The sequence below is a fragment of the Acidovorax sp. GW821-FHT10E03 genome (assembly GCF_059415205.1).
Window position 1 is genome coordinate 65,381 of record NZ_JBWKMU010000014.1, and the last position, 19,414, is coordinate 84,794.

The following is a 19,414-nucleotide window of genomic DNA, read 5'->3' on the forward strand; positions in this document are numbered from 1 at the left end:
CGCGGGGCGAAGGGGTGGGCGGCGTCAGATCCAGGTGGCGTGGCTGGGGACGTGGGCGGGGGCCATGTTGATGTACTGCACCAGGCGGGGCCGCGCGCCCCGGTTCGGGCTGGGGCCATGGGGCAGGGCCTGGTGCCAGATCACCAGGTCGCCCGCGTGGGCGCCGATGGGCGTGGCGCCCAGCGCGTGCAGGTCCTGCTGGCGCGGGTCGGCGCCGGCGGGCAGGTGCTCCAGCCAGTCGCCCACCCGGCGGTGAAAACCCGGCACCAGGGTGAGGGCGCCCTGTTCGGGGGGCGTGTCGGTCAGGTACAGGATGCCCTGGGTGGCGAAGGGGATGGGCTGGTGCAGGCTCACATCCCAATGCATGCCCTGGCCGCCATAGGGGTAGCCCGCGCGTTCGGGTGGATTGAACCCGCAGCGGTCCGTGCTGCGCCACAGGTCCGCCGTGCCCCACAGCTGGGCAAAGGCCTTGTGGATGCGCAGGGAGCGCCGGTTGGCCTCGAAGGCGGGGTGCTGGAACAGCTGGACCATGGTGTTGCGCGGGGCGTGGGCATACCACGACGCCGTATCGGCGGGATCGGCGCGCACCGCGTCCCACACGGCGTGCGCCGCGGCGGCGCTGTCGTGCGGCGGCACGGCAGCGCGCACCACCACGTAGCCATGCTCGTCCCAATGCGCAAGGTCCTCCGCATCCAGCACGGGCTCCATCGCGTCGATCCGGGCATGCAGCTGCAAGGCCGCTTCGGGCGCCGGGCCGCCATCCACAAGGGCTTGAATCCGCGCCACGGTGGTTGCATCGGGCGCGCCCGCCGTGCGCACGATCCAGTCCTCGAAGGCGGCGAACTCCGGGGCCTCGCGCAGCACGTACTGCATGGTCTGCTCCAGCCCCACCCCCAGCGCGGCCAGCACGATCTGCGTGCGGTGGCCTTCCCCGTGGGAGCTCTGTGCCAGGCCCCTGCGGGCGGCCATCCAGCGGGCCCAGCAGCGCTTGAGGTGGGGGACCCGCAAGGCGCCCGTCTCCGTGTCTGGCGGCAGTGGGTGGGGTAGGGGCGTGGGGGCGGCAGCGGCGGACATGGAGGGGCAGGGGCAACAGGAGAATGGAAAGAGGGCACGGCCGATCGGGGACACGCGTGCCCGTGGGCGCCCTCCCATTTTGCAACGTCGCCTGCTGTCAACGTGCCAGGGCCACGCCCCCGGCAAGCCGCTGGGTGACGGCGGCCCGCAGGGAATCGGGCGCATCCGCGATCAGGCGGGGCCATTGCTCCCGGGCCCGCGCCACCGTGTCGCGCAGGAGCGCCAGGTGGCGCGGTACGCGCAGCAGTCCGGCCGACTTCATGAGGCCTTCCATGTCGTCCCAGCTGAACGCGCGCAGCGCGCGGTCGATGGAGCGGTTCATCGCGTACTGGCCCTCGGGCACGCCCTCGAAGAACGCGGCCACGCACACCGGGTCGTACACCGGCGCCAGTTGCGGCACGCGCCCGTCGGGGTAGACCAGCGCCCAGTTCTTCAGGTGCGCATCGGTGTTGCCCATGAGGATGAACGCCACCATGCGCGCCAGGAACTCGCGTGTGTCTTGCACCGGCTGGCGGCTCAGGCGGTTGAGCACGCGCAGCATGGTGGACCAGTCCTGCAGGATGCCCTTGCCGTACTTTTGCCGCGGGGTGTAGCCCAGCACCTGGTTGAACTCCTCCATGTGCACGCGGGCGCCGCCGGGCAGGTGGTCAAAGCGCTGCACGGCCAATATCTCGTTGAAGGGCACGGTGCCCGGCAGGTCGGCCTCGGCGCGGGTGATGACGCGTGCATCGGCGCAGTGCAGGCCCAGCGCCTTGCACAGCTGGTAGCCGGCGAACTCGTTGGCCACCAGGTCGGGGTGCGCGGTGGTGGGCAGCTTGAGGATCACGCTGCCGGCCGCGCCCTGGCGGCGCACGGTGTAGCGGCGGCCGTCCAGCACCGCGCTGAACTTGGTGACCACGCCGGGCAGCGATGCGGCGTCTTCCACCGGGAATTCGACAAAGCCCGGCTCCAGCACGTCCAGCCCTTGCGTGGTGTGCCAGTGCCGCACCACGTCGGGGATGCCGTCTTGCGCGGGCACGGGCTCCACCTCCAGCGCGCCCATCAGGTCGTGGCCCGCGGCGGCCAGCAGTTCGAACTCGTCGTCGGGGCTGCAGCCGCGCTCGCGCGCCAGCCGCTCGCGGTTGTGGCCCTCGGGCAGCAGGTTCTGAAAATACACGGGCCAGCGCCCGTCGGTGCGCACCAGCCGTGCATCCCGCGCCGACGCCAGGATCTGCTGCGTGGCTGCCTCGTCGGCACCCTGAAAGCTGAGCGACAGGGTGGGGCGCTGCGGGTTGCGGATGTAGCTCTCGTCAAACGACACGCGCAGGATGTCGCCGTACTGCGAAAGGTAGCCAATCGCCTCGCGCCCGCCCGCCGCGCCGTCTGCCAGGGCGGGGCGGTGCAGGTACAGGCGCAGGTAGCGGATGGAGGTGCTCATGGGGCCGGGTATGCGCAGGCGCGTGCGGGTGTGGGCGCTGGCGGCCTCAGCCGGCGCGGCTCAGGCTGTCCACCACCGACGGCGGCGCGTCCACTCCCGCGGGCTGGCCCAGGAACTTGCCGCCCGACTGGATGAACGCCTCCAGGCTGGGCCGCAGGCTGCTGGGCACGGCAATGATGTCCATGCCCAGCACGCGGGCCATCTCGGCCAGGGTGGAGTAGCGCGGGTCCAGGTCGCCACCTTCGGTGCGCTGGACGGTCATGCGGGAGAGGCCCGCGCGCTCGGCGAGTTCGGCCTGGGTGAGCTTGCCGGCTTTGCGGGCGATGGCCAGGCTCTGAATGAGATCGTTGTTCATGATGATATTTATACTCTTTTATCTGAAAAAGATAAACATAGATATCATTATCGTCATTAATCTTGGCAAAAATACAGTTCAAGGAACCCACCATTGACCCAGCTGCTGCGAATCCATGTCACCGGTGCTTCAGGCTCTGGCACGTCCACGCTGAGCGCGGCCCTGGCCGCAGCGTTGAACGGGACCCACCTCGACGCTGACGACTACTACTGGCTGCCCACCACGCCGCCGTTCACCAGCAGGCGGGACCCTACACAGCGCCTGGCCCTGCTCCTCGGCGACTTGCGCGCCAGCAAGGTGGCGGTGCTGGCCGGTTCCGTGGCCGGGTGGGGGCAGGAACTGGAAGACTGCTTTGACCTGATCGTGTTTCTCTACCTGGATGCCCCCGCGCGTCTCGCGCGCCTTCGCCACCGGGAGGCGCAGCGCTTTGGCCAGGCGAATCCTGCTTTCCTGGAATGGGCGGCTCAATACGATGACGGGGTGTTGCCAGGCAGAAGCCTGCAGAGGCAGCGGAACTGGCTCGCGGCACGGCGCGGTCCCCATATCGAACTGAGCTCGGACGCTCCTGTCCAGAATCTGGTGGCGGCTGTGATGAGGGCATTGCCCGGGTTCTGAAGCAACGGGCGAGGGCGTCCCCACCATGCCAAGATGGCGGCCGTGGGTTCGCGCCGTTTCACCCCCCGGCCAACACCGCCGCCGGCCGCGCCAGCGGAAAAACCACAGAACGACGAAAGGGACACCAACGCCATGACCACTCCACACAACGCCCTGGTCGAGCTGACCGCCAATGAACTGCGCCACCGCATCGGCACGCGCGAGGTCTCGCCCGTCGAGCTGCTCGACGCCTGCATGGCGCGCATCGAGGCCGTCAACCCGCATGTGAATGCCATCACCGCCACCTGCTACGACCGCGCCCGCGCCGAGGCCCAGGCCGCCGAGCAGGCGGTGCTGCGCGGCGAGCCGCTGGGCCTGCTGCACGGCCTGCCGCTGGGCGTGAAGGACCTGGAAGCCACGGCCGGGCTGCTGACCACCTATGGCTCGGAGATCTACCGCAGCAACATACCGGCAGAGGACAACGTGCTGGTGGCACGCCTGCGCGCGGCGGGTGCCGTCGTGGCGGGCAAGACCAACATCCCCGAGATGGGGGCGGGCGCCAATTCGCGCAACACGGTGTGGGGCGCCACGGGCAACCCGTTCAATCCCAACCTGAATGCCGGGGGCTCGTCGGGTGGCTCGGCCGCCGCGCTGGCGTGCGACATGCTGCCGGTGTGCACGGGGTCGGACACGGGCGGCTCGCTGCGCATTCCCGCTTCTATCTGTGGCGTGGTGGGCTTCCGGCCGTCGCCCGGCGTGGTGCCCAGCTCGCGCAAGCTGCTGGGCTGGACGCCGATTTCGGTGGTGGGCCCCATGGGCCGTACGGTAGAAGAGGCCTGCCTGCAACTGGCTGCCACGGCGGGTATGTCGGCGGGCGACCCGCTGAGCTACCCGCTGGACCCGATGAGTTTTTTGTTGCCCGAAGCGGTGGACCTGAGCCGCCTGCGCGTGGCGTACACCGAAGATCTTGGCGCCTGCGCCGTGGACAACGGCATCCGCGCCGTGTTCCGCCAGAAGGTGCAGGCCATGAAGCACCTGTTTGCCAGCTGCGATGCCATCGACATCGACCTGGGTGACGTGCACCGCTGCTTTGACGTGCTGCGCGCCGAAGCCTTTGTGGCCAGCACGCGCGAGGCCTATGAGCGCGACCCCACCAGCCTGGGCCCCAACACCCGCGCCAACTACGAGATGGGCGCGGCGATGACGTTGCTGGACAGCGCCTGGGCGCAGGCCGAGCAGACGCGCATCCTGGCGCGGTTCCAGAAGTTGTATGAGCAGTACGACGTGATCCTGGCGCCCACCACGCCCGTGTCGCCTTTTGCGTGGACGCAGCTGTTCGCCAGCCACATCAACGGCGAGCCGCAGGCCAACTACTACCGATGGCTGGCGCTGACCTATGTGACCACGTTGACCACGCACCCAGCGCTCAGTTTGCCGTGCGGGCTGGATGACGTGGGGATGCCGTTTGGTCTGCAGATCGTCGGGCGCTTTCGCGCCGACCGCCACACGCTGGGCGTGGGCCACGCGCTGGAGCAAGCCTTCAAGGGCATCGCCGGGCTTGCCCGCCCACGGCCTGACATCGCCAAGCTGATGCAAACACACGCGGAGCCCGCGCTGACCTCCATCGTGACTGGCGCGCCCGATCCGCGCGACGCCCGCAGCCTGCCGCGTGATGACCGCACCGCCTCGGCGGCTCAGGTGTCAGCGGTGTAATTCGAGCCAGGAGACAAAACCATGCAATCAGCGGACACCATCGTCATTGGCGCGGGCATCGCGGGCGCCTCGGTGGCGTGGCAGCTTGTACAGGAGCGCGTCGGGGGGCAGGGCGCCAGCGTGCTGCTGCTCGAGCGCGAATCGCAGCCCGGCTACCACACCACCGGCCGCTCGGCGGCCCTGTACATGGCCACCTACGGCACGCCCAACATCCAGGCGCTGACCCGGGCGAGCCGCGCGTTTTACGACGCGCCGCCGCCCGAGTTTGGAACTGACCCCATCCTCTCGCCCCGTGGCGTGGTCTACGTGGCGGGGCCGGACCAGCTCGACATGCTGAAACAGGCCTACGACGAAGCCCACACCATCTCGCCCAATGTGGAATGGGTGGACCAGGCCGCACTGCTGGCCCAGCTGCCATGCCTGAAGCCCGAAGCCGTGGCCGCCGGCATGAGCGAGCCCGAAGCTTCCGACATCGATGTGCACGCGCTGCACCAGGGCTACCTGCGCGGCCTGCGCCAGCGTGGAGGCCAGGTGCTGACGAATGCCGAGGTCACGGCCCTGGAGCGCCAGGGCGATGGCTGGCAGGTGACGCTCGCCGATGGCCGGGCGCTGCGGGCCACCACCATCATCAACGCCGCGGGCGCCTGGGCCGACGTGGTGGCGGGCCTGGCCGGCGTGCCACCCATCGGCCTGGAGCCGCGCCGCCGCGCCGCCGCACCGCCTTCACCTTCGCCGTGCCCGAAGGCATGGAGGCGACCCACTGGCCCGCCGTGATCGGTATCGACGAGAGCTTCTACTTCAAGCCCGACGCAGGCCAGTTGCTGGGCTCCCCCGCCAACGCCGACCCGACACATCCCCACGACGTGGTGCCCGAGGAACTGGACGTGGCCACGGGGATTTATCACATCGAGGAAAAAACGATCTTCCAGATCCGCCGCCCCTCCCACACCTGGGCAGGCCTGCGCTCATTCGTGCCCGACGGCGACATGGTGATCGGCTGGGACAACCATGTGCCCGGCTTTTTCTGGCTGGCGGGGCAGGGTGGGTATGGGATTCAGAGCGCGGCGGGCGCCTCGTTGCTGGCGCGGCAGCTGCTGCGCGGCGAGCCACTGGCGGAAGAACTGGTGCGCGAGGGGGTGGCGCCGCAAGGGCTGTCGCCTGCACGGCTGCGATAGCTGCGCGTCTGTTTTTTGGCCGAAGGGTGGCTCAGGCGAACGTGTTGACCTGGGTACCCAGCGTGCCGGACGTGGCCAGCCCTGGCTGGGGCATGGATTGCTGCATGGCATCCAGCAGCGTGGCCGCTGACGTGGCCTGCATGTCCAGCGCCTTCTTCAGCACCACCATGTTCAGCGCATCGGACGTCTTGGCACTGGCCAGCGCGGTGGCGGTGTTGACGATGCTGTTGGTGAGGGCGACGTCCATGGTGATTCCTTGGGGTGATGGATTCATATCGGCATGCGGGCGGCAGGCTTGAGGGTTTTTACATATCCGGGCCCGCCTGGGGTTGCCATTCTCACTCCAGCGCCGCCGCCCCAATGGCTCCGCACGCCGCCAGGTCGGACGCGCGAACCCCGGGCAACTGCCGTGCTGCGTCCCGCAGCGCCGTGCGCAAGCCTTCCTCCAGCGTGGGGTGGTAGAACGGCATGCCCAGCAGGTCGTGCACCGTCAGTTTCTGCTGAATGGCCAATGCAAGCAGGTGGGCCATATGTTCGCCCTGGGGCGCGCACATCTCGGCGCCCTGCAGACGGCCGGTGGCCCGGTCGGCGTGCAGGCAGATGCGCCCATGGTTGTGCTGGGCTGCCCGGGCCCGGCCCTGGTCGTCGAAGCTGGCCGTGCCCGTGATGGTGTGGACAGGGTCCATGTCGGCAAGGCGCTGGCCCACCATCGCGACGTTGGGATCGCAGAACACGATGGCCAGCGGGGTGCGGCGCTGAAAGCGCGCAGGTGTCTCCGCCAGGGCATTCATCCCGGCGATATGGCCTTCGTCGGCCGCCTCGTGCAGCAGCGGCACGTGGGCGTTCGCGTCCCCGGCCAGGAACACGGGCAGGCTGCCGATCTGCTGGGTCCGTGCATCCACCGTGGGCATGCCATGCTTGTCCAGCAGCACATCCAGGGTGTCCAGGCCCAGGTGCTCGATATTGGGTACGCGGCCCATGGCGGCGACGACCTGGTCCACCACCACGCGGTGGGAGCCGCTGCGCACTTCGATGCCGCCGGGCACTTCCCGCAGTTCGGCCGGGGCCCCGGCGTGCAGCACCATGTCCTTCTTGAGCAGCGCTGTCAGTTCGGCGTTGAGCGCCGGGTCGCTCAGGCCCGCCAGTGTGTCGCCGGTGGTGAAGGCGGCCACCTGCAGCCCGAGCCGGGCCAGCGCCTGGGAGATCTCCACGCCGATGGGGCCCATGCCAATCACGGCGATGCGGGGGCCGAGGCTGGGCTGCTCGAACAGGGTGTCGGTGGTGAGCATGCGGTCGCCAAACGCCAGCCATTCGTCCGGCACGCTCGGGCGCGAGCCGGTGGCGATGATGATGCTGCGCGTGGCATGGCGGGTGCCGTCGATGTCCACCGCGTGCGGGCCGGCCAGCGACGCGCGCCCGGATACCTGGGCGCTGCCCAGCCCGCTGGTGGCCTTCAGAACGCCCGCCACGAAATCATCGCGCAGGGCGCGCACGCGCCGCAGCACGGCCGGTATGTCGGCGGTCAGGGCCTGTGCGCCCCGCAGGCCGAATTCCTCGAACGCGTGGCGGCGGTGAAAGGCGTTGGCCGCCTCAATCAGTGCCTTGGAGGGCATGCAGCCTACCCGCGCGCACGTGGTGCCCCAGGGCCCTTCGTTGACGATCAGGTAGCGGTCCGTGCGTTTGCGCACCTCGCGCAGGGCGGCCAGGCCGGCCGTGCCTGCGCCAATGATGATGGTGTCGAGCGGTTGGCTCATGGGTGGTTCCTTGGGAGCCCTGCAAACCCTGAGTGTCGCGGCCCGGCCGCGCGGCGCTTGTAGGCGCAAAGGCCTTTGTTGGTTCCCCCTGCCCGGGCAGCGCGGCGTGGCCGGCGAAGCCCTTGCCCTCGCGGCAGCCCCGAAAGGTGCCGTCGGTCAGGCCGCGGGCTCGGTCCAGCCCACGCGGCCCTGGCCGCAGTCGTTGATGCGCTGCACGAAGGCCGCGGCCCGCGCTTCGGGCAGGCGCAACTGCACGGTGACCAGGCTGCCATGCCGCACCTCTGACAGTTCGGCCCCGGCCAGGTCGATTTCTCGGCGCAGCAGGCCTTCCAGGGCGTAGGGCACCAGGCACTGCAGGGTTTTCATGCGCTGCAGCGTGACCTTGGGGGCGGTGAGCAGTGCCTGGGCCACCGTGTCGGTGTAGGCGCGCACGAGGCCGCCCGCTCCCAGCTTCACGCCGCCAAAGTAGCGCACCACCGTGGCCAGCACCCCCTCCAGGTCCTGGTGGCGCAGCACGTCGAGCATGGGCCGCCCGGCCGTGCCCCCGGGTTCGCCGTCATCCACCGCCGCCGACTGGCCGCCCGCCAGCAGGGCCCAGCAGATGTGCGCGGCACCAGGGTGCTGCTTCCACAGCGCATCCACCGCGGCCTGCGCGCTGGCGCGGTCGGCCATGGGCTGCACGCAGCCAATGAACCGGCTTTTCTTGATGACAAGTTCGCTGTGCGCGGGCGCGGCCAGAGTGTGGGGCATGGGGCGCAGAGTGTAAGGGGGCGGCCCGTGTGTGAAAAAAGTCACAGCCCAGGGCCGCGGGAAGGGGTACGCCCGCGTGAAACGCCCGCGACCGTGTGTTCTGTCACACAGGAGTGCGGCGCGGATTCCTACACTGCGCATTGAAGCCCTGACTTACGCTGGCGCTCAGTTTTTTGCAGCGCCGAAGCCTTATAAAAAGGAACCGCCATGTTCGCCATCCCGTTCACCGCCCCGTCGCATGCCGCCTGGGGCCACCATCTTTTTGGCAGGTTCCTGTCGCGCTCGGCACCGCCCGCTGCTGGCGTGGCGGTTGCGCAGGCCATGCCTGCCGAGGCCGAAGCCGCGGTGGCGGAGGACGCGTTCCCGGATCTGGCGCAGCGGGTGCGTGAAGTCGGGGAATGGTAGCCAGGGCGACGGCGCTCGACGGGCGGCCCCGCCCTGTCCAGCACCCGGGCGCCTTCCTTCTTCCTGGGTAGCGGCAATGCAGGGCCGTGCATGGCCACGGAAAGTCCCCACGGTTCCCTGCGGGCTTTCGTCGATATCGGTCTGGCTCCTCGGTACAATAAACAATCCATCTGGATGGTTTATTGAATGACCGAAGCACATCGCCGCCAAAAACAGCCTGAACTGATCCGCAGCCAATTGCTGGCCGTGGTCCGGGAACTCCTGGTGCGGGAGGGCCCCCACGCCGTCACGCTCGATGCCGTGGCCCAGCGGGCCCACGTGACCAAGGGCGGGCTCCAGCACCATTACCGCAGCAAGCAGGCCCTGCTGGATGCGCTGTCGGACCAGCTCTTCGAGGAGTTTGAACAGTGTTTTGCGAAAGCGCTGGACCAGGAAGAGGACACGCCCGGGCGCCATGCGCGTGCCTACATCAGGACCTGTTTTGACAGCGGCTCGGACAGCCGCCAGGTGGAGACGCAGCGGGCGATCGGCCTGCTGGCCCTGACGTCCGCGCCGTGCCGCCAGCGGTGGCATGCCGCGATGGCGGCGGCACTGAAGGCCGACGGCGACGATCCCCACATGGCCAATGTGCTGCTGGCCTGCCGCCTGGCGGGAGACGGGTTCTGGTTCGCGCAGATGCTCGATGTCTATGCACTCGACCAGCCGCGCAAGGCCGCCATCCTGGACATCCTCCTGTCCCTGTGCCAAGGAGGCCGGCCATGACCTGGAGCACGTCCGCGGGCACCTATCTGATCCTGGGCGCCGCCATCTTGCTGGAAGTGCTGGGCACCACGGCACTGAAGGCCTCCGAGGGATTCACCCGGCTGGTGCCGAGCACGGTCACCGCGGTGGCCTACATGGCGTCGTTCTACCTGCTCTCGCTGGCGCTCAAGACGCTGCCGATGGGCATTGCCTATGCGGTCTGGTCCGGTGTGGGCATCGTGCTGATCTCCACCGTGGGCTGGGTGTACTACGGCCAGCGCCTGGATCTGCCGGCCGTGATTGGGTTGGGCCTGATCGTGGCGGGTGTCCTGGTGGTGAACCTGTTTTCCCACAGCGTGGGCCACTAAGCAGCCGCCAAGGCGGCCCGGCTTGCGGCCTCGCGGCATGTCCTATCCACCGATTCCCGTTTTTGTACCTGTTTCCCATGAACCTGCGACCTTCCCCGTCCGCCGGGCCTTTCTGCGTCACTGGCCAGACACCTTCGAGAGCGCAGCTGCAAGCGCTGCTGGCGGCAGGACATCCTGCCTTGCACTTTGAGCAATGCGACTTCGACGGGCTGGACCTGGCGGGCCTGCCGCTGCGCGGCGCCCAGTTCATTGGCTGTTCGTTCCTCGGGACCTCCCTGGACAAGGCGGATCTTGGCGGCACACGCTGGCTGGACTGCCGGGCAGGGCAGGCGCAGTTCCGCCTGGCGGACCTCACCGAGGCGCGCTTTCACCGCTGCGACCTGAACAACACCTCCTGGGACCGCGCCAACCTGGCCTCGGCACGGTTCGCCGAAGTCAAGCTCACCGGCGCGCATTTTCGCGAGGCCGGCACGCTGGGGCTGGGTTTTCACGATTCGCTGCTGGTGGGGGCCGACCTGCGCGGCGTCTCGTTTCGCAAGCAGACGGTGGAGCAGCTGGACCTGTCGGATGCCGATCTGGCCGGGTGCGATTTTCGGGATGCTGTGTTCGAAGGCGGAAGCCTGCGCGATGCGCACCTGAAGAACGCGCGCTTTGATGGCGCGGACCTGCGGTCGGTCGACCTGGGCGGGCTGCGCATCGCGCACCTGGCGCAGTCTTTCAAGGGCGCCATCATCTCGGCCGACCAGGCGGGGGTGCTGGTCAGCGAGCTGGGCATCCGGGTGGTGTGAAGCCGGCGAGGCGGCCGGATCGCCGGCGCTTTTCTACAGCCTGAGCTCCCAGGTTTCGCCCACGGCCTGCTGGCCGAAGCCCTCGTAGGGTTCCGACTTGACCAGCTTGAACCCGCGTTTGGCGTAGATGCCACGCGCGGCCGCCAGGCAGCTATTGGTCCACAGCACCATTTTCCGGTAGCCCTTGGCCCGCGCGAACGCGATGCACTCGTCGGTCAGGCGGGCGCCCAGCCCCAGGCCGCGCGCCCGGGGCGACAGGATGAGCATCCGCAACTGGGCCGTGCTGGCGGACTTGCGCACCACGAACACGGCGCCCACGCGTTCGCCCTCCAGTTCGGCGATCCAGCACCGCTCCCAGCCCGGCTGGAACTTGCGCACGAACTGCGCGGCGATGTCCGCCACCAGTGCCTCGAAGCGGCTGTCCCAGCCGTACTCGCGCCAGTAGATTTCGCCATGCTGCTGCACCACCCAGCCGATGTCGCCGGGCACGGGGTCGCGCAGCACGGCCACCTTGGGCGCCGCCGCGGCGCCGCTGGCGGGCTCCAGCAAGGCCTCGATGCGTTGCATGGCGTCCACCAGTTCGTGCCGCCGGGCCGGCGGCAACGGGGCAAGCAGCGCGGCGGCTTCGTCGCGCGAGCGCTGCTGCAGCGGTTCGAACGCAGCGCGCCCGGCAGGGGTGAGCGTGAGCACGCTCTGGCGCGCATCACGGGCGCTGGCGCTGCGCAGGATCCAGCCCGCGCCTTCAAAACGCCGCAGGATCCGGCTCAGGTACCCGCCGTCCAGGCCCAGGTCCCGGGCCAGCTCGCTGGCGACCGGCGCGTCGCGGTGGGCCAGCTCGTACAGCACGCGCACGTCGGTCAGCGAGAGATCGCTGCCCAGGTACGGGTCCAGCACGCCCACGCGGCGGGTGAAGAAGCGATTGAACCTGCGCACGGCCTTCACGGCGTCGGCGGCGACGGGCGCGCTGCCTGCGGCTGCGCTGGCCTGGGAGGATGGATTCGTGCTCATATATGCCTTTGTCATGTAATTAATTGACAAAAGCAAGTATATGCCTGATCTCCATCAAACCTTGGGGAGTGAAGGGCAAGTGCGTTCGGGGCGACAAAACACGCCTGCCAACGTAAAATCACGGGTTATCCACCACAGCCGCGCCCCACGAGGCCCCATCCGCACATGGGCTGGCCGCGCTCCCCATCTGAATGAACGCCCCCGTCGACGTCTCCTTTTTTGCGCGTGCCGCAAAGCCATTGACCAGCTACCGCCCGTACTGGGCCAAGCGCTTTGGCACGGCCCCGTTCTTGCCGATGAGCCGCGCCGAGATGGACAAGCTGGGCTGGGACAGCTGCGACATCATCCTGGTGACGGGCGATGCGTATGTGGACCACCCGAGCTTCGGCATGGCCGTGATCGGCCGCACGCTGGAGGCCCAGGGCTTTCGCGTGGGCATCATCGCCCAGCCCGACTGGCAAAGCGCCGAGCCCTTCAAGGTGCTGGGCAAGCCCAACCTGTTCTGGGGCGTGACGGCGGGCAACATGGACTCGATGATCAACCGGTACACGGCCGACCGGAAGATCCGCAGCGACGACGCCTACACGCCCGGCGACATTGGCGGCAAGCGCCCCGACCGCGCGGCCATCGTTTACAGCCAGCGCTGCCGCGAGGCGTTCAAGGACGTGCCCATCATCCTGGGCGGCATCGAAGGCAGCCTGCGCCGCATCGCGCACTACGACTACTGGAGCGACAAGGTGCGCCGCTCCATCGTGGTGGACAGCAAGTGCGACCTGCTGCTGTACGGCAACGCCGAGCGCGCCCTGGTCGAGGTGGCGCACCGCATCGCCGCGCGCGAGCCGGTCGAGCAGATCACCGATGTGCGTGGCACGGCCTTCGTGCGCCGGCCCGACGACGAGAGCGGCAAGGGCTGGTTCGAGATCGATTCCACCAGCGTGGACGAGCCCGGGCGCGTGGAGGCCCACGTCAACCCCTACATGACGACCAGCGAGCAGGCGGCGGCGCAGGGCACCACCTGCAGCAAGGAGGATGCTCCTGATTCTGTAGCTGTTGGCGCAGATCCATCAAGCGCTGGAGGCCAAAAAGACCTTCAGTCGGCTGAACCCAACCCCGCCATCCAGCCCATGCTGTTCGTGGCCAACCCGGCACTCAAGGCGAAGCTCAAGGTGCCGCCGCGCGACAGGAGCGTGATCCGCCTGCCCAGCTACGAGCAGGTCAAGAGCGACCCGGTGCTGTACGCCCATGCCAACCGCGTGCTGCACCTGGAGACCAACCCCGGAAACGCCCGCGCGCTGGTGCAGGCGCACGGCGAGGGTGCCACCGCCCGCGACGTATGGATCAACCCGCCGCCCATCCCGCTGACCACGGCCGAGATGGACCACGTGTTCGACCTGCACTACGCGCGCGGCCCGCACCCGAGCTATGCCGACGAGAACGGCAGCCACGACGGCGCGACCAAGATCCCCGCGTGGGAGATGATCCGGTTCTCGATCAACATCATGCGCGGCTGCTTTGGCGGCTGCACCTTCTGCTCGATCACCGAGCACGAGGGCCGCATCATCCAGAGCCGTTCCGAGGATTCCATCATCCAGGAGATCGAGGACATCCGCGACAAGGTCAAGGGCTTCACCGGCACCATCAGCGACCTGGGCGGCCCCACGGCCAACATGTACCGCCTGGGCTGCAAGAGCCCCGAAATCGAGGCCGCCTGCCGCAAGCCCAGCTGCGTGTACCCGGGCATCTGCTCCAACCTGGGCACCAACCACGACCCGCTGATCAAGATCTACCGCCGAGGCCGCGCGCTCAAGGGCATCAAGAAGATCCTCATCGGCTCGGGCCTGCGCTACGACCTGGCCGTGAAGTCGCCCGAGTACGTGAAGGAACTGGTGCAGCACCACGTGGGTGGGTATCTGAAGATCGCGCCCGAGCACACCGAGCAGGGCCCGCTGACCAAGATGATGAAGCCGGGCATCGGCAGCTATGACAAGTTCAAGCAGATGTTCGAGAAGTTCAGCGAAGAGGCGGGCAAGAAGCAGTTCCTGATCCCCTATTTCATCGCCGCGCACCCGGGCACCAGCGACGAGGACATGATGAACCTCGCCATCTGGCTCAAGAAGAACGGTTTTCGCGCCGACCAGGTGCAGACCTTCTACCCGAGCCCCATGGCCACGGCCACGGCCATGTACCACAGCAACAAGAACCCGCTGCGCAAGATCACGCGCGAGAGCGAGACTGTGGACATCGTGCGTGGCGAAAAGCGCCGCCGCCTGCACAAGGCCTTCCTGCGCTACCACGACCCGAACAACTGGCCGCTGCTGCGCGATGCGCTCAAGGCCATGGGCCGGGCTGACCTCATTGGCAACGGCAAGCACCACCTGATCCCGACCTTCCAGCCGCTGACCGACGGCGGCTACCAGAGCGCCCGGCGCAAGAATTCCACCCCCACCGGTGCCAAGGCTGCCGTGGTGCCCGCATCGCGCAGCGTGCAGCAGCCCACCAAGGGCCGCATCCTGACACAACACACGGGCCTGCCACCGCGCGTGACAGGGGGCGCCACCACCGCGCCCGGCGGTGGCAAGAGCGGCAAGGCATTCAAGAAGGCCCGCTAGGCGGGCCGCCACGCGCGCCACACCCGCCATGCCCCAGCAACGCACCCTGCTGCACGCCGGCGCCGCATGGAAGGTCGAGCGGGTTCTCAAGCATGCCGCGCCCGTGCGGTGGAGCGCGACCTATGAAGCAGCCTCCGGGCGCTGGGTGCTGCCCATGGACGGGCTGTCCGAGTTCCAGATGGCAGGGCAGGTGGTCCTGCTCGACGGCCTGACGGCCCTGGGTTTGCCGCAGGGGCTGCCCTACCAGATGCGGCCCCTGCAGCCCACGCCGCAAACCAGCATCGTGGTGAGCACGCAGGGGAATGGGCCGGTGGGCGCCCCGGGCAACCAGAACAACCTGTCGCCGCGCGTGCGCATGCTCACGCCGCGCCTGCTGTGGCGCTTGCGCATGCACTGGCGGGCGCTGGCCGATGGGCGCCCGCTGCCCGCCGGGGGCGCGGCGTTCGATGTGCTGCAGGGCACGCCGCCGCATTCGGCGCCGCGGACGGTAGGGCGCGCGCGGCGCTTCATGGCCCAACGGGTGGCCCTGGCCGATGGCGAGCGGTGGTCCCTGCAGGATGCGGCGGACGCGGCCGGCTGCTCGGCGTTTCACCTCGCCCACCTGTTTCGGCGGCATCTGGGCCTGGGCCTGCACGGCTACCGCCAGCGCCTGCGGATGGCGGCCGCGCTGCAGCGGCTGGAGGCGGGTGAATCGGACCTGGCCGCGCTGGCGCACGACCTGGGGTACTGCAGCCAGAGCCACCTGGGCGCTGTCTTTCGCGTCGAGGTGGGCGTGACGCTGGCGCAGGCGCGGTCCGCGCTGCAGGGGCGGGGCGGGTAGACCCCGCGAAAGCCTGCCAAGCCCGCGGCCGCGCGAAACGCAGGATTCTGATATCCCGCCGGGGCCATGGGCGCGAGACTGGCGCCATGTCCTCTTCTGCGTTTTCCATCTCTCGCATTTTTCACGCGCGGCCTGCATCGCCGGCCCGGAACCTGGCCATCGGGGTGCTGGCCGCGCTGGCAGCGGCCCTTGTGGGCAGCGGCTGGCAGATCGTCACGCGCCACGGCGTCACCACGTCGCTCGGGCCGGTGGAGCTGGCCGTGCTGCGCTATGGCGTTCCCGCGCTGGTGCTGGCCCCGCTGTGGTGCCGGCGCACCGGATGGCCCGCCGCGATGTCCCTGGGACGGCTGGCCCTGCTGGTGCTGGGGGGCGGGCTGCCCTTTGGCCTGCTGGTGCTGGCGGGGGCACGCTGGGCGCCGGCGGCGCACATGGGCATCTTCATGGCCGGCTGCATGCCGCTGTTCGTGGCGCTGGGCGGGCGGCTGGTGCAGGGCGACAGGCTGGGGCGCCTGCGCGTGCTGGGCCTGGTGCTGATGGCGCTGGGCGTGGCGGCGCTGGGCCTGGGGGTGTGGCGCGATGGCCTGGCGTCCTGGCGCGGGGATCTGCTGTTTGTGCTGGCGGCCGTGCTGTGGGCCGCCTACACGCTGGCGTTTCGGGGCTGTGGCCTGTCGCCCTGGCAGGGGGCCGCCCTGGTGAACCTGGGATCTGCGGTGCTGCTGGTGCCCGTGGTGATTGTCTGGGGCGCCCCGCGCCTGGTGACGGCACCCTGGACCGACGTGGCCTTCCAGGCGCTGGGGCAGGGTGTGATGGCCGGTGTGCTGGGGCTGGTGGCCTACACGGTGGCCATTGCACGGCTGGGTGCCGCCCGCGCGGCGCTGTCCGCCGCGCTGGTGCCCGTGCTCACGGCGCTGGGCGCGGCCTGGCTGCTGGGAGAGGTGCCGCAGCGCAGTGCCTGGGCGGCACTGGCGCTGGTGGTCCCCGGCGTGGTGCTGGCCAGCGGCGCCGTCGTGCCGGGGCGCCTGGCAGCGGACATCAGGCGGCGTGCCGCGCGTCGGGGAGCGCGGCGCCACCCGCCGGCGGTACCGCCTGGCCCAGGCACTCGCCCAGCGGAAGGGGCCGCGCCACCGCGTAGCCCTGGGCATAGTCCACGCCGATGAGCCGCAGCGCGTCCACGATGGCGGCGCTCTCGGCGAACTCGGCGATGGTCTGCTTGCCCATCACATGGCCGATGCGGTGGATCATTTCCACCATGGCGCGGCTGGTGGGGTCCTGCAGCATGTCCTTCACGAAGGCGCCGTCGATCTTGAGGTAGTTGACCGGCAGGTGCTTCAGATAGGTGAAGGACGACATGCCCGCGCCGAAGTCGTCCAGCGCGAACCGGCAACCCAGCTGCTGCAGCTCCTTCATCAGGCGCACGGCGTTGGGCAGGTGCGAGATGGCGCTGGTCTCGGTGATCTCGAAGCACAGCAGTGCGGGGTCCAGGCCGGATTCGGTGAGGGTGGTGCGGATGTACTTGAGCAGGCTGTCGTCGCCCAGGCTGGTGCCCGACAGGTTGATGGCGCAGGTGTGCAGCGGCAGGGCGCCCGGCGTGCGCTGGTGCAGCGCCAGCGCGTGCAGCGTGTGCCGGATCACCCAGCGGTCGATGGAGGGCATCATTCCGTAGTGCTCGGCGGCCGGGATGAAGGTGCCGGGCGCCACGAGCTGGCCGTCTTCCTCGCGCAGCCGCAGCAGCACCTCCATGTGCAAACCCTCTTCGGCGTGGACCTGCAGCGCGCCGATGGCCTGCGCGTGCAGCTGGAAGCGGTCGTGCTCCAGCGCCAGGCGCAGGCGCCGCACCCAGTCCATGTCGCCTTCGCGCCGGGTCATCTCGATGTCCTCGGGCTGGTAGATGAACACCCGGTTGCGGCCGCCCTCCTTGGCGCGGTAGCAGGCCATGTCGGCCACGCGCATCGCTTCCTGTATGGACGTGAGCGCGGGGATGAGCTGCACCATGCCGATGGAGAGGCCGGTCGTGAGGTGCTGGCCCTCCCATGCCAGCCGCAGGTCCTGGCCAGCCTGGCGCAGCTGCTCGGCGATGCGCGCCGAGGGCCCGGCGGGGCAGTCCTTGAGCAGGATGCCGAACTCGTCCCCGCCCAGCCGCGCCAGCGTGTCGCCCTCGCGCAGGTGGCTTTGCAGCATGCGGCAGACCTCGCGCAGCATCTCGTCGCCCGCCTGGTGGCCGCAGGTGTCGTTGATGAGCTTGAACTGGTCCATGTCCACGTAGAGCAAGGAGCCCTCGCGGCCCGGCTGGCGCGGGCGGCTGAGCAAGGCCTCGAGCCGGTGCTCGAACTCGCGCCGGTTGACCAGGCCCGTGAGCGCATCGTGGCTGGCCTGCCAGGAGAGCTGTTCCACGTAGTGCTGTTCGCGCGTGACGTCGTGCAGTACCAGCACCGCGCCGGTCACGGTGCCCTGGTGCTGGATGGGCGAACCCACCAGCTTCACCGGCACGACGGTCTGGCCGGGGCGCACGATGGTGCGGTTGATGTCGTCCTGCGTTCCCTTGGCGCTCCTTGCGCCGCCCGCGTTCGCGGCGCCGTGGCTGCCCTGCCGCAGTATCTGCTCGATGAGCGTCCCGGCGGCCTGGGGCCGGGGGTCTTCGCCATCGAACTTCAGGGCCTCGTCCAGCGGTTTTCCCACGGCCTGCTGGGCGCTGCAGGCCAGCAGCTGCTCCGCCGCCGGGTTCATGTACATCACTTCGCCATGGATGTTGGTCGTCACCACCCCGTCGCCGATGGCGGTGAGCGTGGTGCGTGCCTGCTCGCGCTCCGCGCTGAGCGCCTGCTCCACGCGCCGGCGCTGCGCCAGCAGGGTGTGGGTGTGCCACAGGGTCAGCAGGATCAGGGTGGCCGCGATGCCCATGTTGGTCCACATCAGCAGCGCCACGATGCGGCGCGAGCTGTCTCCCAGGGCCTCGCTGAAGGCGCGGGCGGCGGGGGTGACTCCCGCATTGATGTCGCGGATGGCGGTTTGCCACTGCGCGCGGGTATCGTCGTCCACCGAACCCAGCTCGGTATCGTGGCGGATCTCGTGGGACAGGTCGCGCAGCGCATTGATGTATTCGTCTCCCACCAGCCAATGCTGGATCGGCTTTTGAACGATGTCGAAATGGTGGAGGTAGCGCAGCAGCCAGATGAGTCCGTCGATGTCCTGCGGATGGTTGCCCCCGCGCAGGAAACCCTCCCGTGCCAGATCGACCTGCACCTGCCCGGGTTGCAGGGCCAGGCGGGCCGCCCGGTCTCCCAGCGGAATATCGATGGCCTGCGTGAACAGCGCGAATGCCTGGGGCGAGCCATTGGCCGCGTACTGGCCCAGGTAATAGATGGCATCCTTTTGCCCCTTCGTCCACAGGCTTTCGCCGGCGACGAAACCGCGCACGGTGGACAGCACGTACAGGCTGGCGGTGGCGCAGGCGGCCAGCAGCAGCACCATCACGATGAAGGGCCAGGTGAGCCGCAATGTCAGCTGCACGGGTCTTCGCTCGTCTGGCTGCAACACAACATCCATGGACTGTTCTCCCGCCTGTTCGCCAAGTTGGTTGCCGGGCCGCTTCCTGGGGGCTGCGTCAGCGCCGGCGGCACAGGGCGGGGCATGCATCCCGGTGGCGCTGGCACAGGCTTCGGCAAGGCGTCGGACAGCCCGCCGGTGCGGTGCTTTGCACTATATAGCGATCAGGTCGCCCCTGCATGCAAAGCATGGCATTGCGGCGCGCAGCCCGGGCTGGCGGCGGGAACTGCGAAGGCGCGTTCCCAAAAGACAGCGGCCCGGCGCGCTGGTCTGCGCGCCGGGCCGCTTCGCGGCGTCCGG

At 69.1% G+C, this 19,414-nt stretch carries 16 protein-coding genes and 2 pseudogenes; 10 read left to right on the plus strand and 8 right to left on the minus strand.

The genetic code is table 11. The annotated features are described in order from the left end of the window. Nucleotides 1–24: 24 nt before the first annotated feature. From AC07OD_RS23020 to AC07OD_RS23030, 3 genes are all read right to left on the minus strand, one after another. Complete coding sequence (locus tag AC07OD_RS23020; protein WP_494598130.1) at nucleotides 25–1,074, minus strand: phytanoyl-CoA dioxygenase family protein; 1,050 nt, start codon at nucleotides 1,072–1,074, stop codon at nucleotides 25–27. A 97-nt stretch (nucleotides 1,075–1,171) separates the two neighbouring features. Beyond that, a complete protein-coding gene (locus AC07OD_RS23025) occupies nucleotides 1,172–2,491 on the minus strand; it encodes a type II toxin-antitoxin system HipA family toxin (protein WP_494598131.1) in 1,320 nt (439 codons plus the stop codon). Between the two features lie 46 nt (nucleotides 2,492–2,537). After that, entirely contained in the window at nucleotides 2,538–2,846 is a 309-nt protein-coding gene (locus AC07OD_RS23030; RefSeq protein ID WP_218295138.1) for a helix-turn-helix domain-containing protein, read from the minus strand. A gap of 93 nt (nucleotides 2,847–2,939) precedes the next feature. On the opposite strand from AC07OD_RS23030, the gene AC07OD_RS23035 reads away from it, so the two are divergent. The 3 genes and pseudogenes from AC07OD_RS23035 to AC07OD_RS23045 all read left to right on the plus strand — a co-directional run bounded on the left by AC07OD_RS23035 (nucleotide 2,940) and on the right by AC07OD_RS23045 (nucleotide 6,328). Continuing rightward, entirely contained in the window at nucleotides 2,940–3,461 is a 522-nt protein-coding gene (locus AC07OD_RS23035; protein ID WP_492255321.1) for a P-loop NTPase family protein, read from the plus strand. 132 nt (nucleotides 3,462–3,593) lie between these two features. Beyond that, nucleotides 3,594–5,153 (plus strand): amidase, encoded by a 1,560-nt coding sequence (locus AC07OD_RS23040; RefSeq protein WP_494598132.1) that lies wholly within the window; start codon nucleotides 3,594–3,596, stop codon nucleotides 5,151–5,153. Nucleotides 5,154–5,174: 21 nt separating this feature from the next. Next, nucleotides 5,175–6,328, plus strand: a pseudogene (locus AC07OD_RS23045) (NAD(P)/FAD-dependent oxidoreductase). Between the two features lie 31 nt (nucleotides 6,329–6,359). Here the strand turns inward: AC07OD_RS23045 and AC07OD_RS23050 are convergent. The 3 genes from AC07OD_RS23050 to AC07OD_RS23060 form a co-directional block, all read right to left on the minus strand. Then, a complete protein-coding gene (locus AC07OD_RS23050; protein WP_218295135.1) occupies nucleotides 6,360–6,575 on the minus strand; it encodes a YjfB family protein in 216 nt (71 codons plus the stop codon). Between the two features lie 91 nt (nucleotides 6,576–6,666). Continuing rightward, nucleotides 6,667–8,082, minus strand: a complete 1,416-nt coding sequence (locus tag AC07OD_RS23055; protein ID WP_218295134.1) for a dihydrolipoyl dehydrogenase — start codon at nucleotides 8,080–8,082, stop codon at nucleotides 6,667–6,669. Nucleotides 8,083–8,238: 156 nt separating this feature from the next. Then, the gene (locus AC07OD_RS23060; RefSeq protein WP_218338668.1) at nucleotides 8,239–8,832 is read right to left on the minus strand and encodes an IMPACT family protein; all 594 of its coding nucleotides are present in this window, start codon (nucleotides 8,830–8,832) and stop codon (nucleotides 8,239–8,241) included. A gap of 207 nt (nucleotides 8,833–9,039) precedes the next feature. Here AC07OD_RS23060 and AC07OD_RS23065 point away from each other — a divergent pair, with 207 nt between their 5' ends. From AC07OD_RS23065 to AC07OD_RS23080, 4 genes are all read left to right on the plus strand, one after another. Beyond that, nucleotides 9,040–9,237 carry a hypothetical protein gene (locus AC07OD_RS23065; RefSeq protein ID WP_218295132.1) on the plus strand — a complete coding sequence of 66 codons (198 nt, stop codon included), beginning with the start codon at nucleotides 9,040–9,042 and terminating at the stop codon, nucleotides 9,235–9,237. 186 nt (nucleotides 9,238–9,423) lie between these two features. Continuing rightward, entirely contained in the window at nucleotides 9,424–9,999 is a 576-nt protein-coding gene (locus AC07OD_RS23070) for a TetR/AcrR family transcriptional regulator (RefSeq protein WP_494598133.1), read from the plus strand. Further along, nucleotides 9,996–10,346 carry an SMR family transporter gene (locus AC07OD_RS23075; RefSeq protein ID WP_218295130.1) on the plus strand — a complete coding sequence of 117 codons (351 nt, stop codon included), beginning with the start codon at nucleotides 9,996–9,998 and terminating at the stop codon, nucleotides 10,344–10,346. Before AC07OD_RS23070 ends, AC07OD_RS23075 begins: the two co-directional genes overlap by 4 nt. A gap of 179 nt (nucleotides 10,347–10,525) precedes the next feature. Next, the gene (locus AC07OD_RS23080) at nucleotides 10,526–11,134 is read left to right on the plus strand and encodes a pentapeptide repeat-containing protein (RefSeq protein WP_255590805.1); all 609 of its coding nucleotides are present in this window, start codon (nucleotides 10,526–10,528) and stop codon (nucleotides 11,132–11,134) included. 33 nt (nucleotides 11,135–11,167) lie between these two features. Here the strand turns inward: AC07OD_RS23080 and AC07OD_RS23085 are convergent, their stop codons facing one another. Then, the gene (locus tag AC07OD_RS23085) at nucleotides 11,168–12,142 is read right to left on the minus strand and encodes a bifunctional helix-turn-helix transcriptional regulator/GNAT family N-acetyltransferase (protein ID WP_255594662.1); all 975 of its coding nucleotides are present in this window, start codon (nucleotides 12,140–12,142) and stop codon (nucleotides 11,168–11,170) included. A 191-nt stretch (nucleotides 12,143–12,333) separates the two neighbouring features. Here AC07OD_RS23085 and AC07OD_RS23090 point away from each other — a divergent pair, with 191 nt between their 5' ends. The 3 genes from AC07OD_RS23090 to AC07OD_RS23100 all read left to right on the plus strand — a co-directional run bounded on the left by AC07OD_RS23090 (nucleotide 12,334) and on the right by AC07OD_RS23100 (nucleotide 16,728). After that, nucleotides 12,334–14,751, plus strand: coding sequence for a YgiQ family radical SAM protein (locus AC07OD_RS23090; RefSeq protein WP_494598134.1), 2,418 nt, complete (start codon nucleotides 12,334–12,336; stop codon nucleotides 14,749–14,751). Nucleotides 14,752–14,779: 28 nt separating this feature from the next. Next, nucleotides 14,780–15,571 carry a helix-turn-helix transcriptional regulator gene (locus AC07OD_RS23095; protein WP_494598135.1) on the plus strand — a complete coding sequence of 264 codons (792 nt, stop codon included), beginning with the start codon at nucleotides 14,780–14,782 and terminating at the stop codon, nucleotides 15,569–15,571. Nucleotides 15,572–15,657: 86 nt separating this feature from the next. Then, complete coding sequence (locus tag AC07OD_RS23100) at nucleotides 15,658–16,728, plus strand: DMT family transporter (RefSeq protein WP_494598136.1); 1,071 nt, start codon at nucleotides 15,658–15,660, stop codon at nucleotides 16,726–16,728. A 16-nt stretch (nucleotides 16,729–16,744) separates the two neighbouring features. On the opposite strand, the pseudogene AC07OD_RS23105 reads toward AC07OD_RS23100, so the two are convergent. Continuing rightward, a pseudogene (locus AC07OD_RS23105) lies at nucleotides 16,745–19,204 on the minus strand (EAL domain-containing protein); the annotation flags it as partial. Nucleotides 19,205–19,414 lie beyond the last annotated feature (210 nt).

Coding starts and splice junctions, on each gene's coding strand:
- AC07OD_RS23070 (WP_494598133.1), top strand. CDS start 9,424: ATGACCGAAGCACATCGCCGCCAAAAACAGCCTGAACTGATCCGCAGC.
- AC07OD_RS23050 (WP_218295135.1), bottom strand. CDS start 6,575: ATGGACGTCGCCCTCACCAACAGCATCGTCAACACCGCCACCGCGCTG.
- AC07OD_RS23040 (WP_494598132.1), top strand. CDS start 3,594: ATGACCACTCCACACAACGCCCTGGTCGAGCTGACCGCCAATGAACTG.
- AC07OD_RS23055 (WP_218295134.1), bottom strand. CDS start 8,082: ATGAGCCAACCGCTCGACACCATCATCATTGGCGCAGGCACGGCCGGC.
- AC07OD_RS23030 (WP_218295138.1), bottom strand. CDS start 2,846: ATGAACAACGATCTCATTCAGAGCCTGGCCATCGCCCGCAAAGCCGGC.
- AC07OD_RS23025 (WP_494598131.1), bottom strand. CDS start 2,491: ATGAGCACCTCCATCCGCTACCTGCGCCTGTACCTGCACCGCCCCGCC.
- AC07OD_RS23065 (WP_218295132.1), top strand. CDS start 9,040: ATGTTCGCCATCCCGTTCACCGCCCCGTCGCATGCCGCCTGGGGCCAC.
- AC07OD_RS23090 (WP_494598134.1), top strand. CDS start 12,334: ATGAACGCCCCCGTCGACGTCTCCTTTTTTGCGCGTGCCGCAAAGCCA.
- AC07OD_RS23060 (WP_218338668.1), bottom strand. CDS start 8,832: ATGCCCCACACTCTGGCCGCGCCCGCGCACAGCGAACTTGTCATCAAG.
- AC07OD_RS23075 (WP_218295130.1), top strand. CDS start 9,996: ATGACCTGGAGCACGTCCGCGGGCACCTATCTGATCCTGGGCGCCGCC.
- AC07OD_RS23100 (WP_494598136.1), top strand. CDS start 15,658: ATGTCCTCTTCTGCGTTTTCCATCTCTCGCATTTTTCACGCGCGGCCT.
- AC07OD_RS23085 (WP_255594662.1), bottom strand. CDS start 12,142: ATGAGCACGAATCCATCCTCCCAGGCCAGCGCAGCCGCAGGCAGCGCG.
- AC07OD_RS23095 (WP_494598135.1), top strand. CDS start 14,780: ATGCCCCAGCAACGCACCCTGCTGCACGCCGGCGCCGCATGGAAGGTC.
- AC07OD_RS23020 (WP_494598130.1), bottom strand. CDS start 1,074: ATGTCCGCCGCTGCCGCCCCCACGCCCCTACCCCACCCACTGCCGCCA.